Genomic DNA, 14,594 nt, shown 5'->3' with positions numbered 1-14,594 from the left:
CCCTTGCGGCATGCCCGACGCTGCTTGCCAATACCGTCTCCGGGGAACGGCAAGGTCGCGTGATGGGCAACAATCAGGCGCTGCAGGTCGGGGCAGAGTCGTTAAGCGCGGTCGGCGGCGGCGGATTGGCCGGATTATTGATCCCGCTTCCGCTTCTTGCATTCGGGATATTGCTAATCGCTGCCGCAACACTTCTGGCGTTCGTCCCGGCTTCAACCTTGAAGGGCGCCGAATTGCCGGAGTATTCGTAACTCCGGACGGCGTCCGGGTCGAGCGCCAACGATGGCAGTTTCGGCGAAATCGTCACCCAGTAGCATGCCCGAGCACGTGCTGCGACGCGCCCGGGCTTTGCCTGGACCATCCTATCTCGACCTTCATCGGCCACATTCGCAATTCGCGTTCAGGAATGAAAATAGGTCAGACCGGCGTCTGCTTCCGAGAGGCTCATCTGTCGATACGGGTGGCAAACATAAAAAAGCCTAGCCAAAGGAACGATCATAGCATTCGGACGATCGCCCGATGGCGGAATGGCGAGCGATATGCATTTTCGCTGGTGGACATCGAGCGGCCGAGTCGGTTTAGAAGTTAGAAATAGCCATACGGGCGTTCCAGCTTAGGTTCGACAGGTCAAATTATGAGTTGCTGTAGTTTTGATGCCAAATCGAGCAAGCGAGCTTCCTCAGATCATGAGGTCGCCGTCCAGCCCGCTATCACTCCTCAGCCTTGCGACACCCGGGAAATACCGGGAGGCAGGGTGCTGGTTGGCACGCGCAAGCCCCTGCTTCCCTTTGATGGCGAGGGACCGGTCCGAACAGTGCAAATTGAAGATTTTCGTCTTTCGGTCGGAGCCGTGACCAACGCCGAATTTGCTCGATTTGTCCGCGAGACCGGCTATGTGACGGAGGCTGAGCGGCTCGGCTGGTCCTACGTCTTCTACACGTTTGTTGACGGAAGCATCCCGACTAAGGGCGTCGTCGGCGCAGAGTGGTGGAGGAGGATCGAAGGAGCCAATTGGGCTGCTCCGTTCGGCCCGCAAACATCTGCTGGAGACGACCTGCCGGTAGTTCATGTCTCTTGGCAGGATGCGACGGATTATGCGCGTTGGGTCGGAGGGCGCCTGCCAACGGAAGCCGAGTGGGAACACGCTGCGCGCGGCGGTCTTAGGGAGCCGATCTATCCTTGGGGCGATGAACATCCAACCGAAGCCTTCACGCCCTGCAATATCTGGCAGGGGGATTTCCCGCGGCACGATTCTGGTGCTGATGGCTACGCGGGACTCGCCCCAGCCATCTCGTTCGAACGAAATGGCTACGGCCTCCACAATATGTCTGGCAATTGCTGGGAATGGACCGCCGACGCTTTTCGCATCCGCTCAATGCGTAAAGAAGCTGTCGCTGCAAACAGGGCAGCGAAGGAGGAGGGGAAGAAGCTTCTCAAGGGCGGATCCTTTCTCTGCCACGCCTCGTACTGCCACCGCTATCGCATCGCCGCCAGAATGGGCACTACGGGCGATTCCACCACTGGTCACATTGGTTTCCGGGTGGCATTCGATCGAAAGTGACTCAACGTATTGACAAGGGCGCCTCGCCCAAGTTAATCAATTAACCAGAGCAAGTTAATCAATTAACTTGCAGGGTGTGGGCGTTCCGGAGGAGGAGCGCCAGCGCCGATCATCAGGCTTCTGTAGGAGGAGACCAAATGAAGCTGACCCGTTGCGCCACTGCGACCGCACTCACTCTCGCACTCTACGCTCCCGCCAATGCCGAGACCCTGAAGGTCTATTGGAATGCGGGTCACGCATATCCGGCATATGCCGATGTGATCCAAAAATTCGAAGCTGATCATCCGGGTTGGACTGTCGAGTGGGGCAGGTTCCAATGGCCGGACATGCGGACGAAAATCGTCGCGGACATGTCCGTCGGCAACGTGCCTGATCTTGTCGCCGATCCAGGCGGCTGGGTCCCGGAGTTTGCTCTACAGGGCAAGATCCTTCCTCTTAACGACTATGTCGCGAAAGATGGAAGCTCTATGGGCTATCCGGACGACTGGCAGGATTTCTCTGTCTCGAGAAACTCGATAGGCGGCAAGTATTACGGGGTGCAGATGCACCTCACATGCGCCACCCTCCTCTATAACGTCGATCTGCTAAAGGCCGCGGGCATCGACAAACCTCCGGCAAACTGGGAAGAGTTCCGAAACGCTGCCATGGCCGTCGCGAAAAACGGCAGAATTGGATTTGCTCCAAACCAGGTCGCCACCTACTTCGTTCCCTGGATCTATCAGAATGGCGGCGCCTTGTATGACAAGGCTTCCAACAAGGTCGCATTCGATAGTCCTGATTCCGCGAAGGCGCTACAGTTCGTGTCGGATTTGATCCATAAGGACAAGGCCGCGATCCTCCCGGTGGCTGGTGCCGACTACGAGGGGCCGCAGAAGCTCTTCACATCGGGTCGCGCAGCCATGATACTGACAGGCCCCTGGGACGTGGCTCCCATCAAGACTGGAAACCCGAAGCTCCACTGGGAAGTCGCACCTTCCCTTACCGAAAAGAAGCAGGCCACATTCGCTGGTGGCGTCAGCCTGTTCATTCCGAAGGAGGCGAAGCACCCCGCCGAAGCCTGGGATCTCCTGAAACGCTTCGTCGCGCTTGATACCGAACTGGCCGCTTCCGTGGCGAATGGTATGACCATGCCGCGCAAATCCTGGGCAGCCGATCCAAAGGTGAAGGCAGATCCTGTTCTGAGCAAGTTCAGCCAATGCCTGCCTTATGCGGTCGATCCGGCTGCAGACCTTGCCCTGACGGGCAAGAATGCGACGGTCCAGGATCTCTTCAAGGCGGCGGTCCAGGACATTCTCTACAACGACAAGCCAGCACAACAAGTTCTCTCGGACTATGCGGCGAAGTCCAACGCTGAGCTGTCGAAGAAGTAAGCTTTCCTGAAACCGGAGATCGTCGGTATGTATTACGCTCGAAGCCGAAACGGCAGGCAGGCAACCTTTGCCTACATGGTGCTTTCGCCGGCGATCCTCTACTTCGCCGTGTACTTCTTCTATCCAATCGCAGTCGAGCTCTGGGCCAGCTTCTTTCGCGGTCAACCGCTGATTGGGGCTTCACAGTTCACGGGCTTCGACAATTACATTAAGGCGCTCACGGATTCGCGTGTGCGAGACGCGTTTATCCGGACAGCTATCTTCGCAGTCTGCGGGACCGTCGGCACGCTGGTTCCGGCTTTGTGTCTCGCCGCGATCCTCTCCGGCCCGATCAAGGCTGCCACCACGATCAGGGCTGTCATCTTCTTTCCGTACATCATCTCGTTCGTTATCGTCGCCCTGATGTGGAAGAGTATTCTCGACCCTTACACGGGCATGCTCAACGCGGTCCTGCTGCAGTTGGGGCTGCCGATGCAGAATTGGCTCAGTACTCCTTCCACGGCGTTGCCGACGATCATTGCCGTCACGGTCTGGAAGGATATCGGCTACGCGATGCTCATTTACATCGCTGCCATCCAGTCGATCCCAAAGGACCTATACGAGGCGGCTGAAATCGACGGTGCGTCGCGGATGCAGAAGTTCATGAAGATCACCATTCCCCTTCTGACGCCAACGACCCTTTTCCTTGCCGTGATCAGCATGATTGCGCATCTCCAAGACCTCTCCGCCCCCTATCTTCTCACAAGCGGCGGGCCGGCCGAAGCAACGCGGCTGTATGCCCTGCATGTATTCGAAACAGCCTTTGTCGAACTCGACATCGGATATGCATCAGCGCTCTCGTTCCTGATGCTGGTCGTAATCCTCATCGTGACTGCATTGCAGTTCCGCTTCCTTAACCGCGAGGTCGCGTATTAATGGCTCCTGCAACTCAAACCTCAAAAGGCGTTCTGCTGGTCACATACGTCATTCTCGCCGTCTTCGTGATCCTCGCGCTCTTTCCGTTCCTATATATGGTGTCGCTTTCACTCCAGAGTGACGCGGACCTGCTCAGCGGAGAACCGGTGCTGATCCCATCGGTGCTGGAGTTCTCCAACTACATAACAATCTGGGAAAAGGCACCCTTTGCCCGCTTCATCATCAACAGCTTCGTGATCGCGGGCGGGATCACTGTCCTTCACCTGCTATTTGATCCGCTCATCGGTTACGTTTTCGCAAAGCTCGAATTCCCCGGGAGCCGTGTGATGTTCGGCACACTGCTGTCGACCCTGATGCTACCGTTCTTCATCCGAATGATCCCCCTCTACATCCTGACGGCGGAACTTGGCTGGCTTAACACCTATCAGGGTCTGATCATGCCCTTTGCCATGAGCGCTTACGGCATCTTCATGATGCGTCAGTTCATTCGGCCGATACCGATAGACCTTCTTGATGCCGCGCGTCTGGACGGCGCTTCGGAATGGAGGATCTACAGGTCGATCGTCCTGCCGCAACTCGGCCCGCCGATGGCGACACTTGCTCTCCTGACCTTTGTGTTCCAGTTCAACGAGTTCCTATGGCCTCTTGTAGCCGTAAGTTCGGTTGAGATGCGCCCGATCACCACCGGACTGACACTCTTCAATTCGGAATTCTTTACTCAATGGAATCTGACCGCGACAGGAGGTGTCATTCTCTTCCTCCCGAGCTTGCTGCTGTTCGTTTTTATGCAGCGATACTTCGTCCAGTCGGTCATGACTTCCGGTATGAAATAGGAAGCAGAGGCATTTTATGAGCAGTTCACCAAACGTAATTGTTTTTTTCACGGATCAGCAGCGATGGGACAGCGTCGGTCTCCATGGCAATCCTCTGAGCCTGACCCCCCACTTCGACCGCCTGGCGGCGGAAGGAATGTTCGTTCCCAACTCGTTCACCTGCCAACCCGTCTGCGGCCCAGCCCGGTCCGCCCTGCAAACCGGCCGCTATCCGACCACCACGGGCTGCTTCCGCAACGACATCCCGCTTCCAGTGGGACAGAAGACCCTGGCCCACCATTTTGCGGCAGGCGGCTACGAGACAAGCTATATCGGGAAGTGGCATCTGGCCTCGCAAGATCCAGTGCCTCTCGCGCAGCGCGGTGGCTACCAGCATTGGCTGGCGTCGAATATTCTCGAGTTTACGTCCTATGCCTACGATACCACGATGTTCGACGACGCCGAGGAAGCCGTAAAGCTGCCCGGCTATCGCGTAGACGCGCTCACCGACGCTGCTATTCGCTACGTCACCAAGCCCAAGGACAAGCCCTTCTTCCTTTTCCTTTCTTTCCTCGAGCCGCACCATCAGAATGAATTCGATGATTATCCGGCCCCCGTCGGCTACGAGGATCGTATCCGCAAGAACATGCAGTTGCCGCCCGATTTGCAGGCGCTGCAGGGTTCCTCCAACGAGCACTATCCCGGTTACATGGGCATGGTCCAGCGCCTCGATGAGGCACTGGGACGGCTGATCGATTCCCTGATCAGTTCCAAGCAACTCGACAATACGATCATCCTATTCACATCTGACCACGGGTGCCATTTCAAGACCCGCAACAGCGAATACAAACGATCCTGCCACGAAGCCTCCATTCGCGTCCCGACGTTCTTCCACGGGCCGGGCCTGATGAATCGCGGCCCCTACGACGGACTCGTCAGCCTCATCGACCTGCCCCCAACACTTCTGGACGCCGCAGGCTTGCCAATTCCCACCGAGATGCAGGGCCAGTCGATCTTGCGGCGGACATCCACCCCGGACGACAACGTGTTCATACAGATCAGCGAGCATCATGTCGGGCGGGCTCTCCGGACATGGCGGTGGAAATATGAAGTCACTGCCGGCGACCTCAGTGGATCGGCTGACATGAATTCTCCGCGCTACCAGGAAACCTACCTTTACGACCTGGAGAACGATCCGTACGAGTTGGAAAACCTCTGTGATCGCCAGGACTATGCGGATGTGCGGAATGTCCTGCGGGCCGAACTTCTGCAGCGGATCATTGATGCGGGCGAGCCGCGACCTGTGATTACATCGACATGAGCAAAGATACGCGTGAATCTCAGAATGCCGAGGCTATGGTGGTCGAGAAATCGGCGACGGTCAGCGATGTCGCGCGGCTGGCGAACGTTTCAACCGCCGCGGTTTCCATGTACTTCAGCGGTCGCGCCGAGCACCTCAAACGAGTAGGCCCCGACGCGCGCGAGAGAATCCGGGCCGCCGTCGAAGAACTGGGCTATGTGCCGAACAAGATTGCCCGGCACTTCAGGCGGCAGAAGAGTGAGAGGTTGTGTGTCGTCTTGCCAAAGCTTGGGATCCCCTACGCAGACAGGATGATCGACGGGCTGGGGAAAGCCGCTCTTGAACGCGGATACCTGCCGATCATATCGACCGCTTCCAACATCAAGGAACTGGAATATATCCTCGGTGAGGTGGAGGCCGGACTGGCGGATGGTGTGGTTGCCGAAGTCGACTATTTGACCGAGATCGAAGTCGAGAAAGCCTTCTCATCGATGACCAAGCACTGCCTGGTCATCCACTCGACCGCCAGGCCGGGACGCTTCAGCGTGCTGAACAACGGCCTGACGGCAGCATTGGAGAGTGCCTTCGAAGACCTCGTGGTCAAGGGTCATCGCCACATCGGTTATGTTGAGAACACCTTTCCGGGACCGAACCCTCGTCTCGATTCGGTGATCCGCAGAAGGGAGCAACTGGGCGTAGACGTGACGATCTCAGTGCTGACGGGTGCCAGCGAAAGATCAGCGGCGGCAGATTGCGCCCGTCAAATCGCTGAATGGGAACGGCGTCCGACAGCCGTGATTGTCGAGTCTGACTTCACGGCCGTGACCGTCATCGAGGAGCTCTCGCGCCTTGGCATCGTCGTCCCCGACCAAATCGCCGTCGTCGGCTGCGGCAACGCGGAAGAAGGGTATTACTGCCGACCGCGCCTGACGACGATCGGCCCGGAATGGGCAGCGTTCGAAGAGGCAGGCCGGTATCTCATCGACGGGCTGAACTCGAGCAAGACACCTTCAGCCCGGAGGTTCTACTCGCCTTGGAACTACATTCCACGCGACAGCGCCTGACCTGCTCACAAGATTACAATCTCTTTAGCGACCGGTTCGCAGAACCCATGGGAGGAATCATGTCTGAAATCGAATTAAGAAGTGTCGGTAAAAGCTACGGCGCACTCTCCGTGCTCTCCGACATCTCGCTAAGCATGAACAGCGGTGAGTTCGTGGTGCTGGTCGGGCCGTCCGGTTGCGGGAAGTCGACGCTGCTTCGAATGATCGCAGGTCTCGAGGACATCAGTACAGGTGAGATCAAGATTGGCGGAACAGTCGTCAATCAGATGCATGCGAAGGAGCGGGACATCGCAATGGTGTTCCAGAGCTATGCTCTATACCCTCATATGACCGTCGCTGAGAATATGAGCTTCTCTTTGAAGCTGGCAAAGGCTGCGAAAGCGGAGACTGAGCGCAGGGTTCACGATGCTGCGGCGATCCTTGGATTGGACAAACTGCTCGATCGCTATCCCCGTCAGCTCTCCGGGGGACAGCGTCAGCGCGTGGCCATGGGGCGTGCCATTGTCCGCAATCCCAAGGCGTTTCTGTTCGATGAGCCACTATCGAACCTTGATGCAAAGCTGCGCGTGAAGATGCGCAGCGAGATCAAGAAGCTTCATCAGCGATTGGGCAAGACCACGGTCTACGTGACGCACGACCAGACCGAAGCGATGACCATGGCAGACAAGATCGTCGTGCTCAACGGCGGAAAGATCGAACAATTCGGACCTCCGATGGAGCTTTACCGCAATCCGGCAAATACGTTCGTCGCAGGTTTCATAGGATCTCCGGAAATCAACCTCTTTCAGGCCGAGGTCAGGGGGAGCTCCGCCATCACCGCGGACGGGACGTCGTTCCCGCTGGCAGAAGGATTGGCTCCAAACACGAAAATCACCTACGGGATCCGACCGCAGCACATAACTCTTGCTTCGGCCGGCGTGAAGGGCGTGGTCTTGCTTGTCGAACCCACCGGAGAGGAACAGGAAATCGTGGCAAGAGTGGGCAACACGGATATCCAGGCGATCGTTCCTTCCGAAATCAGGGTCGCCGTCGGCGATATCGTCCAGCTCGGCATCGACCCGGAAAAGGTTCTTACCTTCAATGCATCGACGGGTGCCAGGCTCAACTAGCGCATTGGTATGGTCCGGTATCACTTGCCGATCGGGCAGCCAAACCTGTCTCACTAAAATCCGTCGGGTCCTGCCGCGGGTGTTCGCGAGCGGCTCGGCGGCTTCCGCGGAAGTCGATCGACAATCGGTCTTCAGCGGCCTGATTGTGTCGACATGCTTGGCAGTGGTGCTCGTACCGTCTTTCTACATTGTCCTGCAACGCATGGGGGAATATCGTAAGGGGCCACAGAGTGAGGCAATGGCGTCACAGGCCGGCGAGTGGGCAGGCTTGGCTTTGTCTTCGGAGGAACCATGCTGAGCTCAATTGCGTGCTGGCTGGAGAAGGTGGATCCAGGATGCCATCGTCGAATCAAAGGGATCCGGCTTGTTACCGCCTTCGGCATCGCGGCGCTTGCCGGGGCGCACTATGCGAGCACCTATTCTGTTCCTAAAGGCAATGCCTTAGGCGTTCTCGCCGCGGGATTTGCCCTCTGGAGCAGCGTTTTAGAGGCGCGTCCCACTCGCCGTGAATCGACGAGGGACCTGCTGCTCCTCGCCGTGGCTGCTGTAAGTGGTGCGATCGTCACGGCAGCCACTGTTCCGACGGTGAACTCAGGCTGCCGACCGGTCGTGGCGATGAGTTCGCGCATGGGACGCCTGGGACGCCGGATTCGCGCGAGCGGGCTGTTATGAAGGCGCGCGAGATCTATGAGCCGGAGCGGCATATTGACAGGTTGAAGGTGAAAGCCAGGAATTTTCAGTAGGAGGACAGTACCCTCGACCCAAGGCGACATTCACGCAGACGCGTCGCATCCAGCGCGAGACCATCGCCCGATTGCAGGAGCTTATACTTGACTGGATCGTCGGTCCGACGGCGGACACCAACGATCAGGTGCGAGGCGACTGCATTGCGCTGGCGGCCAATGCAACGGTTCCGTTCAGCCATGATTGCCTCAATCCGGTTGCGGGTATAGCGGCGGGATCGACGGCAGGTCGGGTGTGTCGGCATTTTGGCGGATGCCTTCGCTGCCCTGGTCTGATCATCCCGATTGACGCTGATCACATGGCGCGCATTCTTCAGGCGAAGACGGAGCTGGAGCGTGCACGTGACCGGATCGATCCTCGTCGCTTTTGAGCTTCTGTACGCGCCGAGCCTGCGCATTCTGGCCGACGACATCTGCCTGACTTCCCGCAATCGCTGCATGTGGAGGCCGAGCGCCGGATGTCGACTTTGCCAACCCTTCCGGCGCTGGAGTGAACGATGCAAGCGTCCGCTGCACTTGATCTTGCTGGCCAGATGCGGCCGGCCCTTCGGATATCGGCTCGCTCGGTGTGGCCGGATGATATCTGGCATCTCGACGGCCATCGCCCCGGCGCAAACCCGGGCGACTTCTCGCTCGACTGGGGATTTGCCCTGGCCGACGACAGCCGCTTCAACGATCCGCAATGGGCTGACTGGCGAGAGGCGGCAAAGTTGTTCCTGTGGAGCCTGAAGTTGGACCCACCTCCAGGCCGAAGCAATGTCCATGAATCGACGATCGTCTCTTTCTTCAAGGCGCTGCGGATGCTGATCCGCTAAGGATACCGGTGTTTTGCCGATCTCGACCGTGATGCCTGCGACCGGTTCCTGGCGGCGATGGCGCAGCGTCCGGCAGCAAACCGGGCAAGATGCTGAAGGCCGCGACGCTGCAAACCTATGTCAATCTGCTGACGCGTCTGTATCTTCAAGGAGCGAAGTTCCCGGAAGTGGCAATCGAAGATCCATTCCCGGGGACCGCGCCGCCGTTCGCTCAGCGTGACCGTGGCTGGTTTCCCTATACGCCGGATGCGGTCGCCGTGTCGCTGGTCTCGGCGGCGCTGCGGCTGATCGAACAGCCAGCGGCCGATGTTATTGCTTTGCAAACACTGGCGCAGACCGCTTATGACGATGCCCTTGCCAGAGGCATCAGCCAGACGAAGGCAGGGTTCGTCGCGACCGACGCAATTGCGCCGTTCGTCTTCTCGACGCTGGCCGGGGAGGAATCCCCCTGGCATGAAGCACCTGTCACCAGCTCCAAGCAGGTACGGCATCTTGCCGATCGCATTTACGACGCCTGCTTTGTCGTGATCGCTTATCTGGTCGGCGCTCGGGTCTCGGAGATCCTTGGACTTCGGGCCGGCTGCATCGAGCAGCATCCCTCCGGCGATGGCAGCGAGATCTTCGCCTATCTCGCCGGAAAGATCTACAAGACGGCGCGCGGCGCCGATGGCGAAGCCCATCGTTGGGTTGCTCCAGCGCCGGTCGAGCGAGCTATTGAAGTTATGGAGCAGCTGACTGCGCGTTTGCGGGCACAAAGCCAGCGATCCGAGCTGTTCCTGGTGATGGCCAGCACGGGGTCGGTCGGTCCGGCCGCCCGCATCAACCTGCCCGTTGTCGTAACCATCGTACGGCGGTTGAACGATCTGTTCGCGCCGTTCATTGGCCTGCCGGAGCACGAGGGGGAACCCTGGCATCTGAACACCCATCAGGGCCGAAAAGCCTTTGCCCGCTTCATCGGAAAGCGCGATCGGACCGGACTACATGCCCTTCAGGCGCACTTCGGCCATGTGACTCGGGCCATGACCGATCGCGGATGTGTCGGAACCGACTTCGCGCTTGACGACCTGATCGATCGGCACACACAAGAGGAGACCCGCGCCGCCCTGGAAGAGGTGCTGACGGCGACGACGCTTGCCGGCAAGGGCGGACGGATGATCGCCGCTCGCTCGCAGTTCCGCGGGCGCACACGCCACGGCGACGTCCAGGCCTATGTCCGTTTCCTGATGGAAGAAACTGACCTCGGGGTTTGCGACTGGGGCTATTGCGTCTACCGAGCCGAAACGGCCGCCTGCTTCGGCGACGAGAAAGGACCCAACCCCGCGCTGCGGACTGAAAGCACGTGTCTCAGTTGCGCCAACTTTGCCGTCACGGCCAGGCATCGACCGGTCTGGCAGGCGCGCCGCAATCGCAATGCCGATCTTCTCGATCACCCCGGCTGGATCCGGTCAGCCGCAGGGTTGCTGAAACGCGGATCGCCGAATGCGATCGCATCCTTGGCGAACTCGATCATGGAAAGGATGATCGCGATGGCGCGTAAATTGAGCAAAGCACCGGCGCTGACGCCGCAGGAAAAACGTCTGCGCAAGACGGACCGCAAACTGCGGGAGACTCTGGAGCGCTTGGTGAAGGGACTGCCCACACACCCGGACCTGCAAAAGCGATCCTACCGTCTGACCATTGCCACGCTTGCACGCGAGGCGCGTGTAGGCCGCAACGCCATCTACACCAACCACCGCTCGGTGATCGACGAGTTGCCTCGCGCCAGCAATCGCAAGATCGTCCCCGAGAAGCTGGCGGCCTGGGAAGACAAACTCGCCCAGCAGCGCGCTCTGATCCAGGTCTTGCAGATCGAAGAACGGCGCATCGTGACAGAAAATGCCGTCCTGCTGAAGCGCATCTTGGAAACCGAAACGGAGGTTGAGCGGCAGAAGCGCCATAACGCTCGCCTGATCACTGAGCGCGATCGCGCCGTGAAGCCCACACTGCTCGCTCGCAGCCCGAAATCCTGACGCATTCCACGATTGCCAGTGGAGATTACCATGATTGTCGAAAGAATTTGTCCCCTATCCATTGCCGGTAATCATCCTGCGCGGCATGATCCCGCTATGCTTGATCCGTTTGACCCTGATAGCTTTATCGTACGCGCCGAGGTCCATATCCTCGACATCGACCCCGAGATCAGCCGTGTTCTCGAGCTGCCGATGACACTTAACCTCGCTCAACTTCATGAAGTTCTGCAGGCTACCTTCGGCTGGACCGACAGTCATCTGCACCAGTTCAACATCGGTGGTCTGATTTACGGCGCGCCGGAGTTTGAAGAAGACGGGCTGTTCGACAGCAAGATCTTCGAGGCCACCGAGGTCAGGATGATCGATCTTCACTTTCCCTACGATCCAGAGGAAAACTCTCTCACGATCCTCTACGAATACGACTTTGGCGATAATTGGCGTCATCTGCTGCGCCTGGAGCGCGTCGCGCGCGAGGAGAGTGCCAAAATATCCTCGCTGTATCGCAGGCAAACGCTCCGGGCCTCCAGAAGATGTTGGTGGAACTTCAGGCTATGCCGACTTCCTCGACGCCTGGCTTGATCCAAAGCATGATGAACACAAAGATATGCGGCGATGGGTCGGCCGAAAGTTCCATCCGGAGGCCTGCGATCTCGACCAGATCAACAAAGCAATCGCCACCGCCATGCGGAAATCAAAGGGAGACTATCGGTTCCGTCGCGAAAGCGACTGACTGGCCGAGCATGATCATCACGAGAGGATCAGTGTCGCCCGGATTGACTTGCGGGAAATGGTTTGGATAGTGCAGTCGGGATATTTGACGCAGATAGTGTGCGGTGATCGGATCCCGGTCTGGAGCCAGTAGCGGGGATCAGAATGACCAGTGAGTCTCAGTTGCGCGAGAAGCTGCGGAAGATCGAGGCGTTGTTCGTTGGCGCCGGAACTGCCGGTGAGCGCCTTGCAGCTGAAGCTGCGCTGCAGCGGGTGCGAGCCCGCGTCGAGGAACTCGCTCGCCACGATCCACCGATCGAACAACGGTTCTCACTTCCTGACCAGTGGTCTCGGCACCTGTTTTTGGCGCTTTGCCGGCGATATGGCTGCGACCGTTTCGTTATCGGCGGCAGCGACGTAACACAGTGATGCTCCGCGCGTCACGGGGCTTCGTCAATCGAGTGTTGCTGCCAGAGTTGACCGAGCTGGAGGGTGCGCTACAAAAGTATCTGCACGAGATAACGCTGCGCGTGATACGCGAAGAGATCTACGACGATGCCAGCGATGCGCAAGAAGTGCCCGACGCCTTGCCGTCAGCCTGATCAGGCGGCAAGCTTTCCGTCTTCAGTGCCAAAGAGACACGTGATAAAGTTGATCATTGAGAAAAAGCTTAGAGAATCAGCATCTTCAAGCCAAGTGACACTTGACGCATAACCTAATCCTTGCATCCGGTCGACCAGCTCGAGGCTTTTTCGATTATGGCGGCGGAAGGAAAGTCCATCGCCGATATTGCCGCCCATTTCAGCGTGAGCGAAATCATCGTGCGCCGTCGTCTGGCCCTCGCGAGAGTATCGACCAAGCTCCTTTAGCTTCACCGCGAAGGGCAGATGACTTTCGAGCAGCTTTCGGCGTTCACTGTCTCTGATAACCATGATCGGCAGGAACAGGTCTGGGACACTCTGCCTCAATGGGATCGCAGCGCCTACCGGATCAAGGCCGCGCTCATGACCGAAGAGGTTGCGAGCACCGATAGGCGCGTTGTCCTGATCGGCGAGCTAGACGTCTACGAACAGGCAGGGGGAGCCGTGCGCCGCGACCTTTTCGATGAAGCAGGCGGTGGCTATGCTCTGGACGTCGCATTGCTCGAAGGCTCACCATCGAGAAGTTGGAGGAAGTCGCCGCATCCTATCGTGAGCAGGATTGGAAATGGGTGGAGACCGCATTCGAGCGCCCGGATTGGATGTTCAACATTCCACGCATGTACCCGCAGGAGGTCGAACTTTCCGCTGCGGATCAGGCGGAATACGAAGCGCTCGTGGACGAACACGACAATTTGTCAGACCTTACCGACAATGATGTCGTCGATGACAACGCTGATCGACGCATCGCTGAAATCGACAAGCCTTTGAACGAAATCTCTGCACAGAAGGAAATCTATCTGCCGGATGACATGGCGCGCAGCGGTGTCGTCATTTTCATCAACCGCTTCGGCAAACCGGAAATTGCGCTTGGTATCGTAAGGACAGAAGACGAAATCGAGGACGCTGAAGAGAATGAGGGCGATGAGGCAATTGAGGACGGCAAACCCGGAGGTGCAGTCGTCAACGCGCGCGGCGGGACCACTGAGGTTGAGGACAGCACTCCGAAATTCGCACATTCTCAGTCCCTGATCGAGGTTGCCGCCTTGCGGGTGGAACTGGCGAACAATCCGGAAGTGGCTCTGGCCGCCGTCGTTCACGCGATGCTGTTGCGGATCAGCTATAGTGGGTATGTGTCAGAGCAGAGCGTCCTGCAGCTGTCGCTCACCCATGAGCACATGGGCAAATGGGTCAAGCATCCGGAAGATTGCAAAGCCTCAGCCGCCTTCGAGAGCCTGCAGGAAAACTATGGGCATAAAATCCCCGGCAACCCGGCGGACCTGTTCGATTGGTGCCTTGAGCAGAGCCGCGATGAACTTCTGTCGCTGCCGGCCACGCCGTCAATGCGGTGGAGGTCAAATTCACCGACGGGCGGAATGGTATCGCACAAGCAAACCAGCTTGGCCGTGCTCTCAAAGTCAACATGAGCGACTGGTTTTGAAACGACCGCCGACAGCTATTTCAACCACGTCAATCGCCGGGGCATTGAGGAGGCGGTTCTTGAAGCACGCGGGCCGAAAGCGGCGCTTGCGGTTTCCTCGGCATCCAAG

16 protein-coding genes and 1 pseudogene are annotated in these 14,594 nt (G+C 58.3%); 15 read left to right on the top strand and 2 right to left on the bottom strand.

Translation table 11 applies throughout. From position 1 onward, the window contains the following. The 9 genes from QDY28_RS19145 to QDY28_RS19100 form a co-directional block, all read left to right on the top strand. A partial coding sequence (locus QDY28_RS19145) for a hypothetical protein (RefSeq protein ID WP_331383235.1) occupies positions 1-251 on the top strand: 251 nt, incomplete at its 5' end. A 383-nt stretch (positions 252-634) separates the two neighbouring features. Further along, positions 635-1,561, top strand: a complete 927-nt coding sequence (locus tag QDY28_RS19140; protein WP_442967560.1) for a formylglycine-generating enzyme family protein — start codon at positions 635-637, stop codon at positions 1,559-1,561. Between the two features lie 137 nt (positions 1,562-1,698). Beyond that, a complete protein-coding gene (locus QDY28_RS19135) occupies positions 1,699-2,931 on the top strand; it encodes an extracellular solute-binding protein (protein ID WP_331383234.1) in 1,233 nt (410 codons plus the stop codon). A 27-nt stretch (positions 2,932-2,958) separates the two neighbouring features. After that, positions 2,959-3,846, top strand: a complete 888-nt coding sequence (locus tag QDY28_RS19130; protein ID WP_331383233.1) for a carbohydrate ABC transporter permease — start codon at positions 2,959-2,961, stop codon at positions 3,844-3,846. After that, entirely contained in the window at positions 3,846-4,679 is an 834-nt protein-coding gene (locus QDY28_RS19125; RefSeq protein WP_331383232.1) for a carbohydrate ABC transporter permease, read from the top strand. Before QDY28_RS19130 ends, QDY28_RS19125 begins: the two co-directional genes overlap by 1 nt. Before the next feature lie 16 nt (positions 4,680-4,695). Next, positions 4,696-5,979 carry a sulfatase-like hydrolase/transferase gene (locus QDY28_RS19120; RefSeq protein ID WP_331383231.1) on the top strand — a complete coding sequence of 428 codons (1,284 nt, stop codon included), beginning with the start codon at positions 4,696-4,698 and terminating at the stop codon, positions 5,977-5,979. Further along, complete coding sequence (locus QDY28_RS19115) at positions 5,976-7,022, top strand: LacI family DNA-binding transcriptional regulator (RefSeq protein WP_331383230.1); 1,047 nt, start codon at positions 5,976-5,978, stop codon at positions 7,020-7,022. Before QDY28_RS19120 ends, QDY28_RS19115 begins: the two co-directional genes overlap by 4 nt. 59 nt (positions 7,023-7,081) lie before the next feature. Further along, positions 7,082-8,131 carry an ABC transporter ATP-binding protein gene (locus QDY28_RS19110; RefSeq protein ID WP_331383229.1) on the top strand — a complete coding sequence of 350 codons (1,050 nt, stop codon included), beginning with the start codon at positions 7,082-7,084 and terminating at the stop codon, positions 8,129-8,131. Between the two features lie 291 nt (positions 8,132-8,422). Then, positions 8,423-8,803 carry a hypothetical protein gene (locus QDY28_RS19100; protein ID WP_331383228.1) on the top strand — a complete coding sequence of 127 codons (381 nt, stop codon included), beginning with the start codon at positions 8,423-8,425 and terminating at the stop codon, positions 8,801-8,803. Between the two features lie 64 nt (positions 8,804-8,867). On the opposite strand, the gene QDY28_RS19095 is transcribed toward QDY28_RS19100, so the two are convergent. Continuing rightward, positions 8,868-9,056, bottom strand: coding sequence for a hypothetical protein (locus QDY28_RS19095; protein ID WP_331383227.1), 189 nt, complete (start codon positions 9,054-9,056; stop codon positions 8,868-8,870). Positions 9,057-9,371: 315 nt separating this feature from the next. Here QDY28_RS19095 and QDY28_RS19090 point away from each other — a divergent pair, with 315 nt between their 5' ends. The 5 genes and pseudogenes from QDY28_RS19090 (at position 9,372) to QDY28_RS19070 (ending at position 13,008) form a co-directional block, all read left to right on the top strand. Beyond that, positions 9,372-9,689: a hypothetical protein gene (locus QDY28_RS19090; protein WP_331383226.1), complete on the top strand. Its 318-nt coding sequence runs from the start codon at positions 9,372-9,374 to the stop codon at positions 9,687-9,689. A gap of 89 nt (positions 9,690-9,778) precedes the next feature. Further along, positions 9,779-11,698 carry an integrase gene (locus tag QDY28_RS19085; RefSeq protein ID WP_331383225.1) on the top strand — a complete coding sequence of 640 codons (1,920 nt, stop codon included), beginning with the start codon at positions 9,779-9,781 and terminating at the stop codon, positions 11,696-11,698. An 85-nt stretch (positions 11,699-11,783) separates the two neighbouring features. After that, a pseudogene (locus QDY28_RS19080) lies at positions 11,784-12,428 on the top strand (plasmid pRiA4b ORF-3 family protein). A 143-nt stretch (positions 12,429-12,571) separates the two neighbouring features. Beyond that, on the top strand, positions 12,572-12,835 hold the full coding sequence (locus QDY28_RS19075) for a hypothetical protein (protein ID WP_331383224.1): 264 nt from the start codon (positions 12,572-12,574) through the stop codon (positions 12,833-12,835). Positions 12,836-12,882: 47 nt separating this feature from the next. Continuing rightward, positions 12,883-13,008, top strand: a complete 126-nt coding sequence (locus QDY28_RS19070) for a hypothetical protein (protein WP_331383223.1) — start codon at positions 12,883-12,885, stop codon at positions 13,006-13,008. Here the strand turns inward: QDY28_RS19070 and QDY28_RS19065 are convergent, their stop codons facing one another. Further along, positions 13,009-13,374, bottom strand: coding sequence for a hypothetical protein (locus tag QDY28_RS19065; protein WP_331383222.1), 366 nt, complete (start codon positions 13,372-13,374; stop codon positions 13,009-13,011). 347 nt (positions 13,375-13,721) lie between these two features. On the opposite strand from QDY28_RS19065, the gene QDY28_RS19060 reads away from it, so the two are divergent. Beyond that, positions 13,722-14,471, top strand: coding sequence for a hypothetical protein (locus QDY28_RS19060; protein ID WP_331383221.1), 750 nt, complete (start codon positions 13,722-13,724; stop codon positions 14,469-14,471). Positions 14,472-14,594 lie beyond the last annotated feature (123 nt).

It is taken from the genome of Rhizobium sp. BR 362 (assembly GCF_036528765.1).
Classification (GTDB): Bacteria; Pseudomonadota; Alphaproteobacteria; order Rhizobiales; family Rhizobiaceae; genus Rhizobium.
This window is presented reverse-complemented; position numbering and strand designations above follow the sequence as displayed.

Bases quoted from the DNA above. Each gene is read 5' to 3' on its own strand.
- QDY28_RS19140 (WP_442967560.1), top strand. From the start codon at position 635: ATGAGTTGCTGTAGTTTTGATGCCAAATCGAGCAAGCGAGCTTCCTCA.
- QDY28_RS19135 (WP_331383234.1), top strand. From the start codon at position 1,699: ATGAAGCTGACCCGTTGCGCCACTGCGACCGCACTCACTCTCGCACTC.
- QDY28_RS19130 (WP_331383233.1), top strand. From the start codon at position 2,959: ATGTATTACGCTCGAAGCCGAAACGGCAGGCAGGCAACCTTTGCCTAC.
- QDY28_RS19125 (WP_331383232.1), top strand. From the start codon at position 3,846: ATGGCTCCTGCAACTCAAACCTCAAAAGGCGTTCTGCTGGTCACATAC.
- QDY28_RS19120 (WP_331383231.1), top strand. From the start codon at position 4,696: ATGAGCAGTTCACCAAACGTAATTGTTTTTTTCACGGATCAGCAGCGA.
- QDY28_RS19115 (WP_331383230.1), top strand. From the start codon at position 5,976: ATGAGCAAAGATACGCGTGAATCTCAGAATGCCGAGGCTATGGTGGTC.
- QDY28_RS19110 (WP_331383229.1), top strand. From the start codon at position 7,082: ATGTCTGAAATCGAATTAAGAAGTGTCGGTAAAAGCTACGGCGCACTC.
- QDY28_RS19100 (WP_331383228.1), top strand. From the start codon at position 8,423: ATGCTGAGCTCAATTGCGTGCTGGCTGGAGAAGGTGGATCCAGGATGC.
- QDY28_RS19095 (WP_331383227.1), bottom strand. From the start codon at position 9,056: ATGGCTGAACGGAACCGTTGCATTGGCCGCCAGCGCAATGCAGTCGCC.
- QDY28_RS19090 (WP_331383226.1), top strand. From the start codon at position 9,372: ATGCAAGCGTCCGCTGCACTTGATCTTGCTGGCCAGATGCGGCCGGCC.
- QDY28_RS19085 (WP_331383225.1), top strand. From the start codon at position 9,779: ATGCTGAAGGCCGCGACGCTGCAAACCTATGTCAATCTGCTGACGCGT.
- QDY28_RS19075 (WP_331383224.1), top strand. From the start codon at position 12,572: ATGACCAGTGAGTCTCAGTTGCGCGAGAAGCTGCGGAAGATCGAGGCG.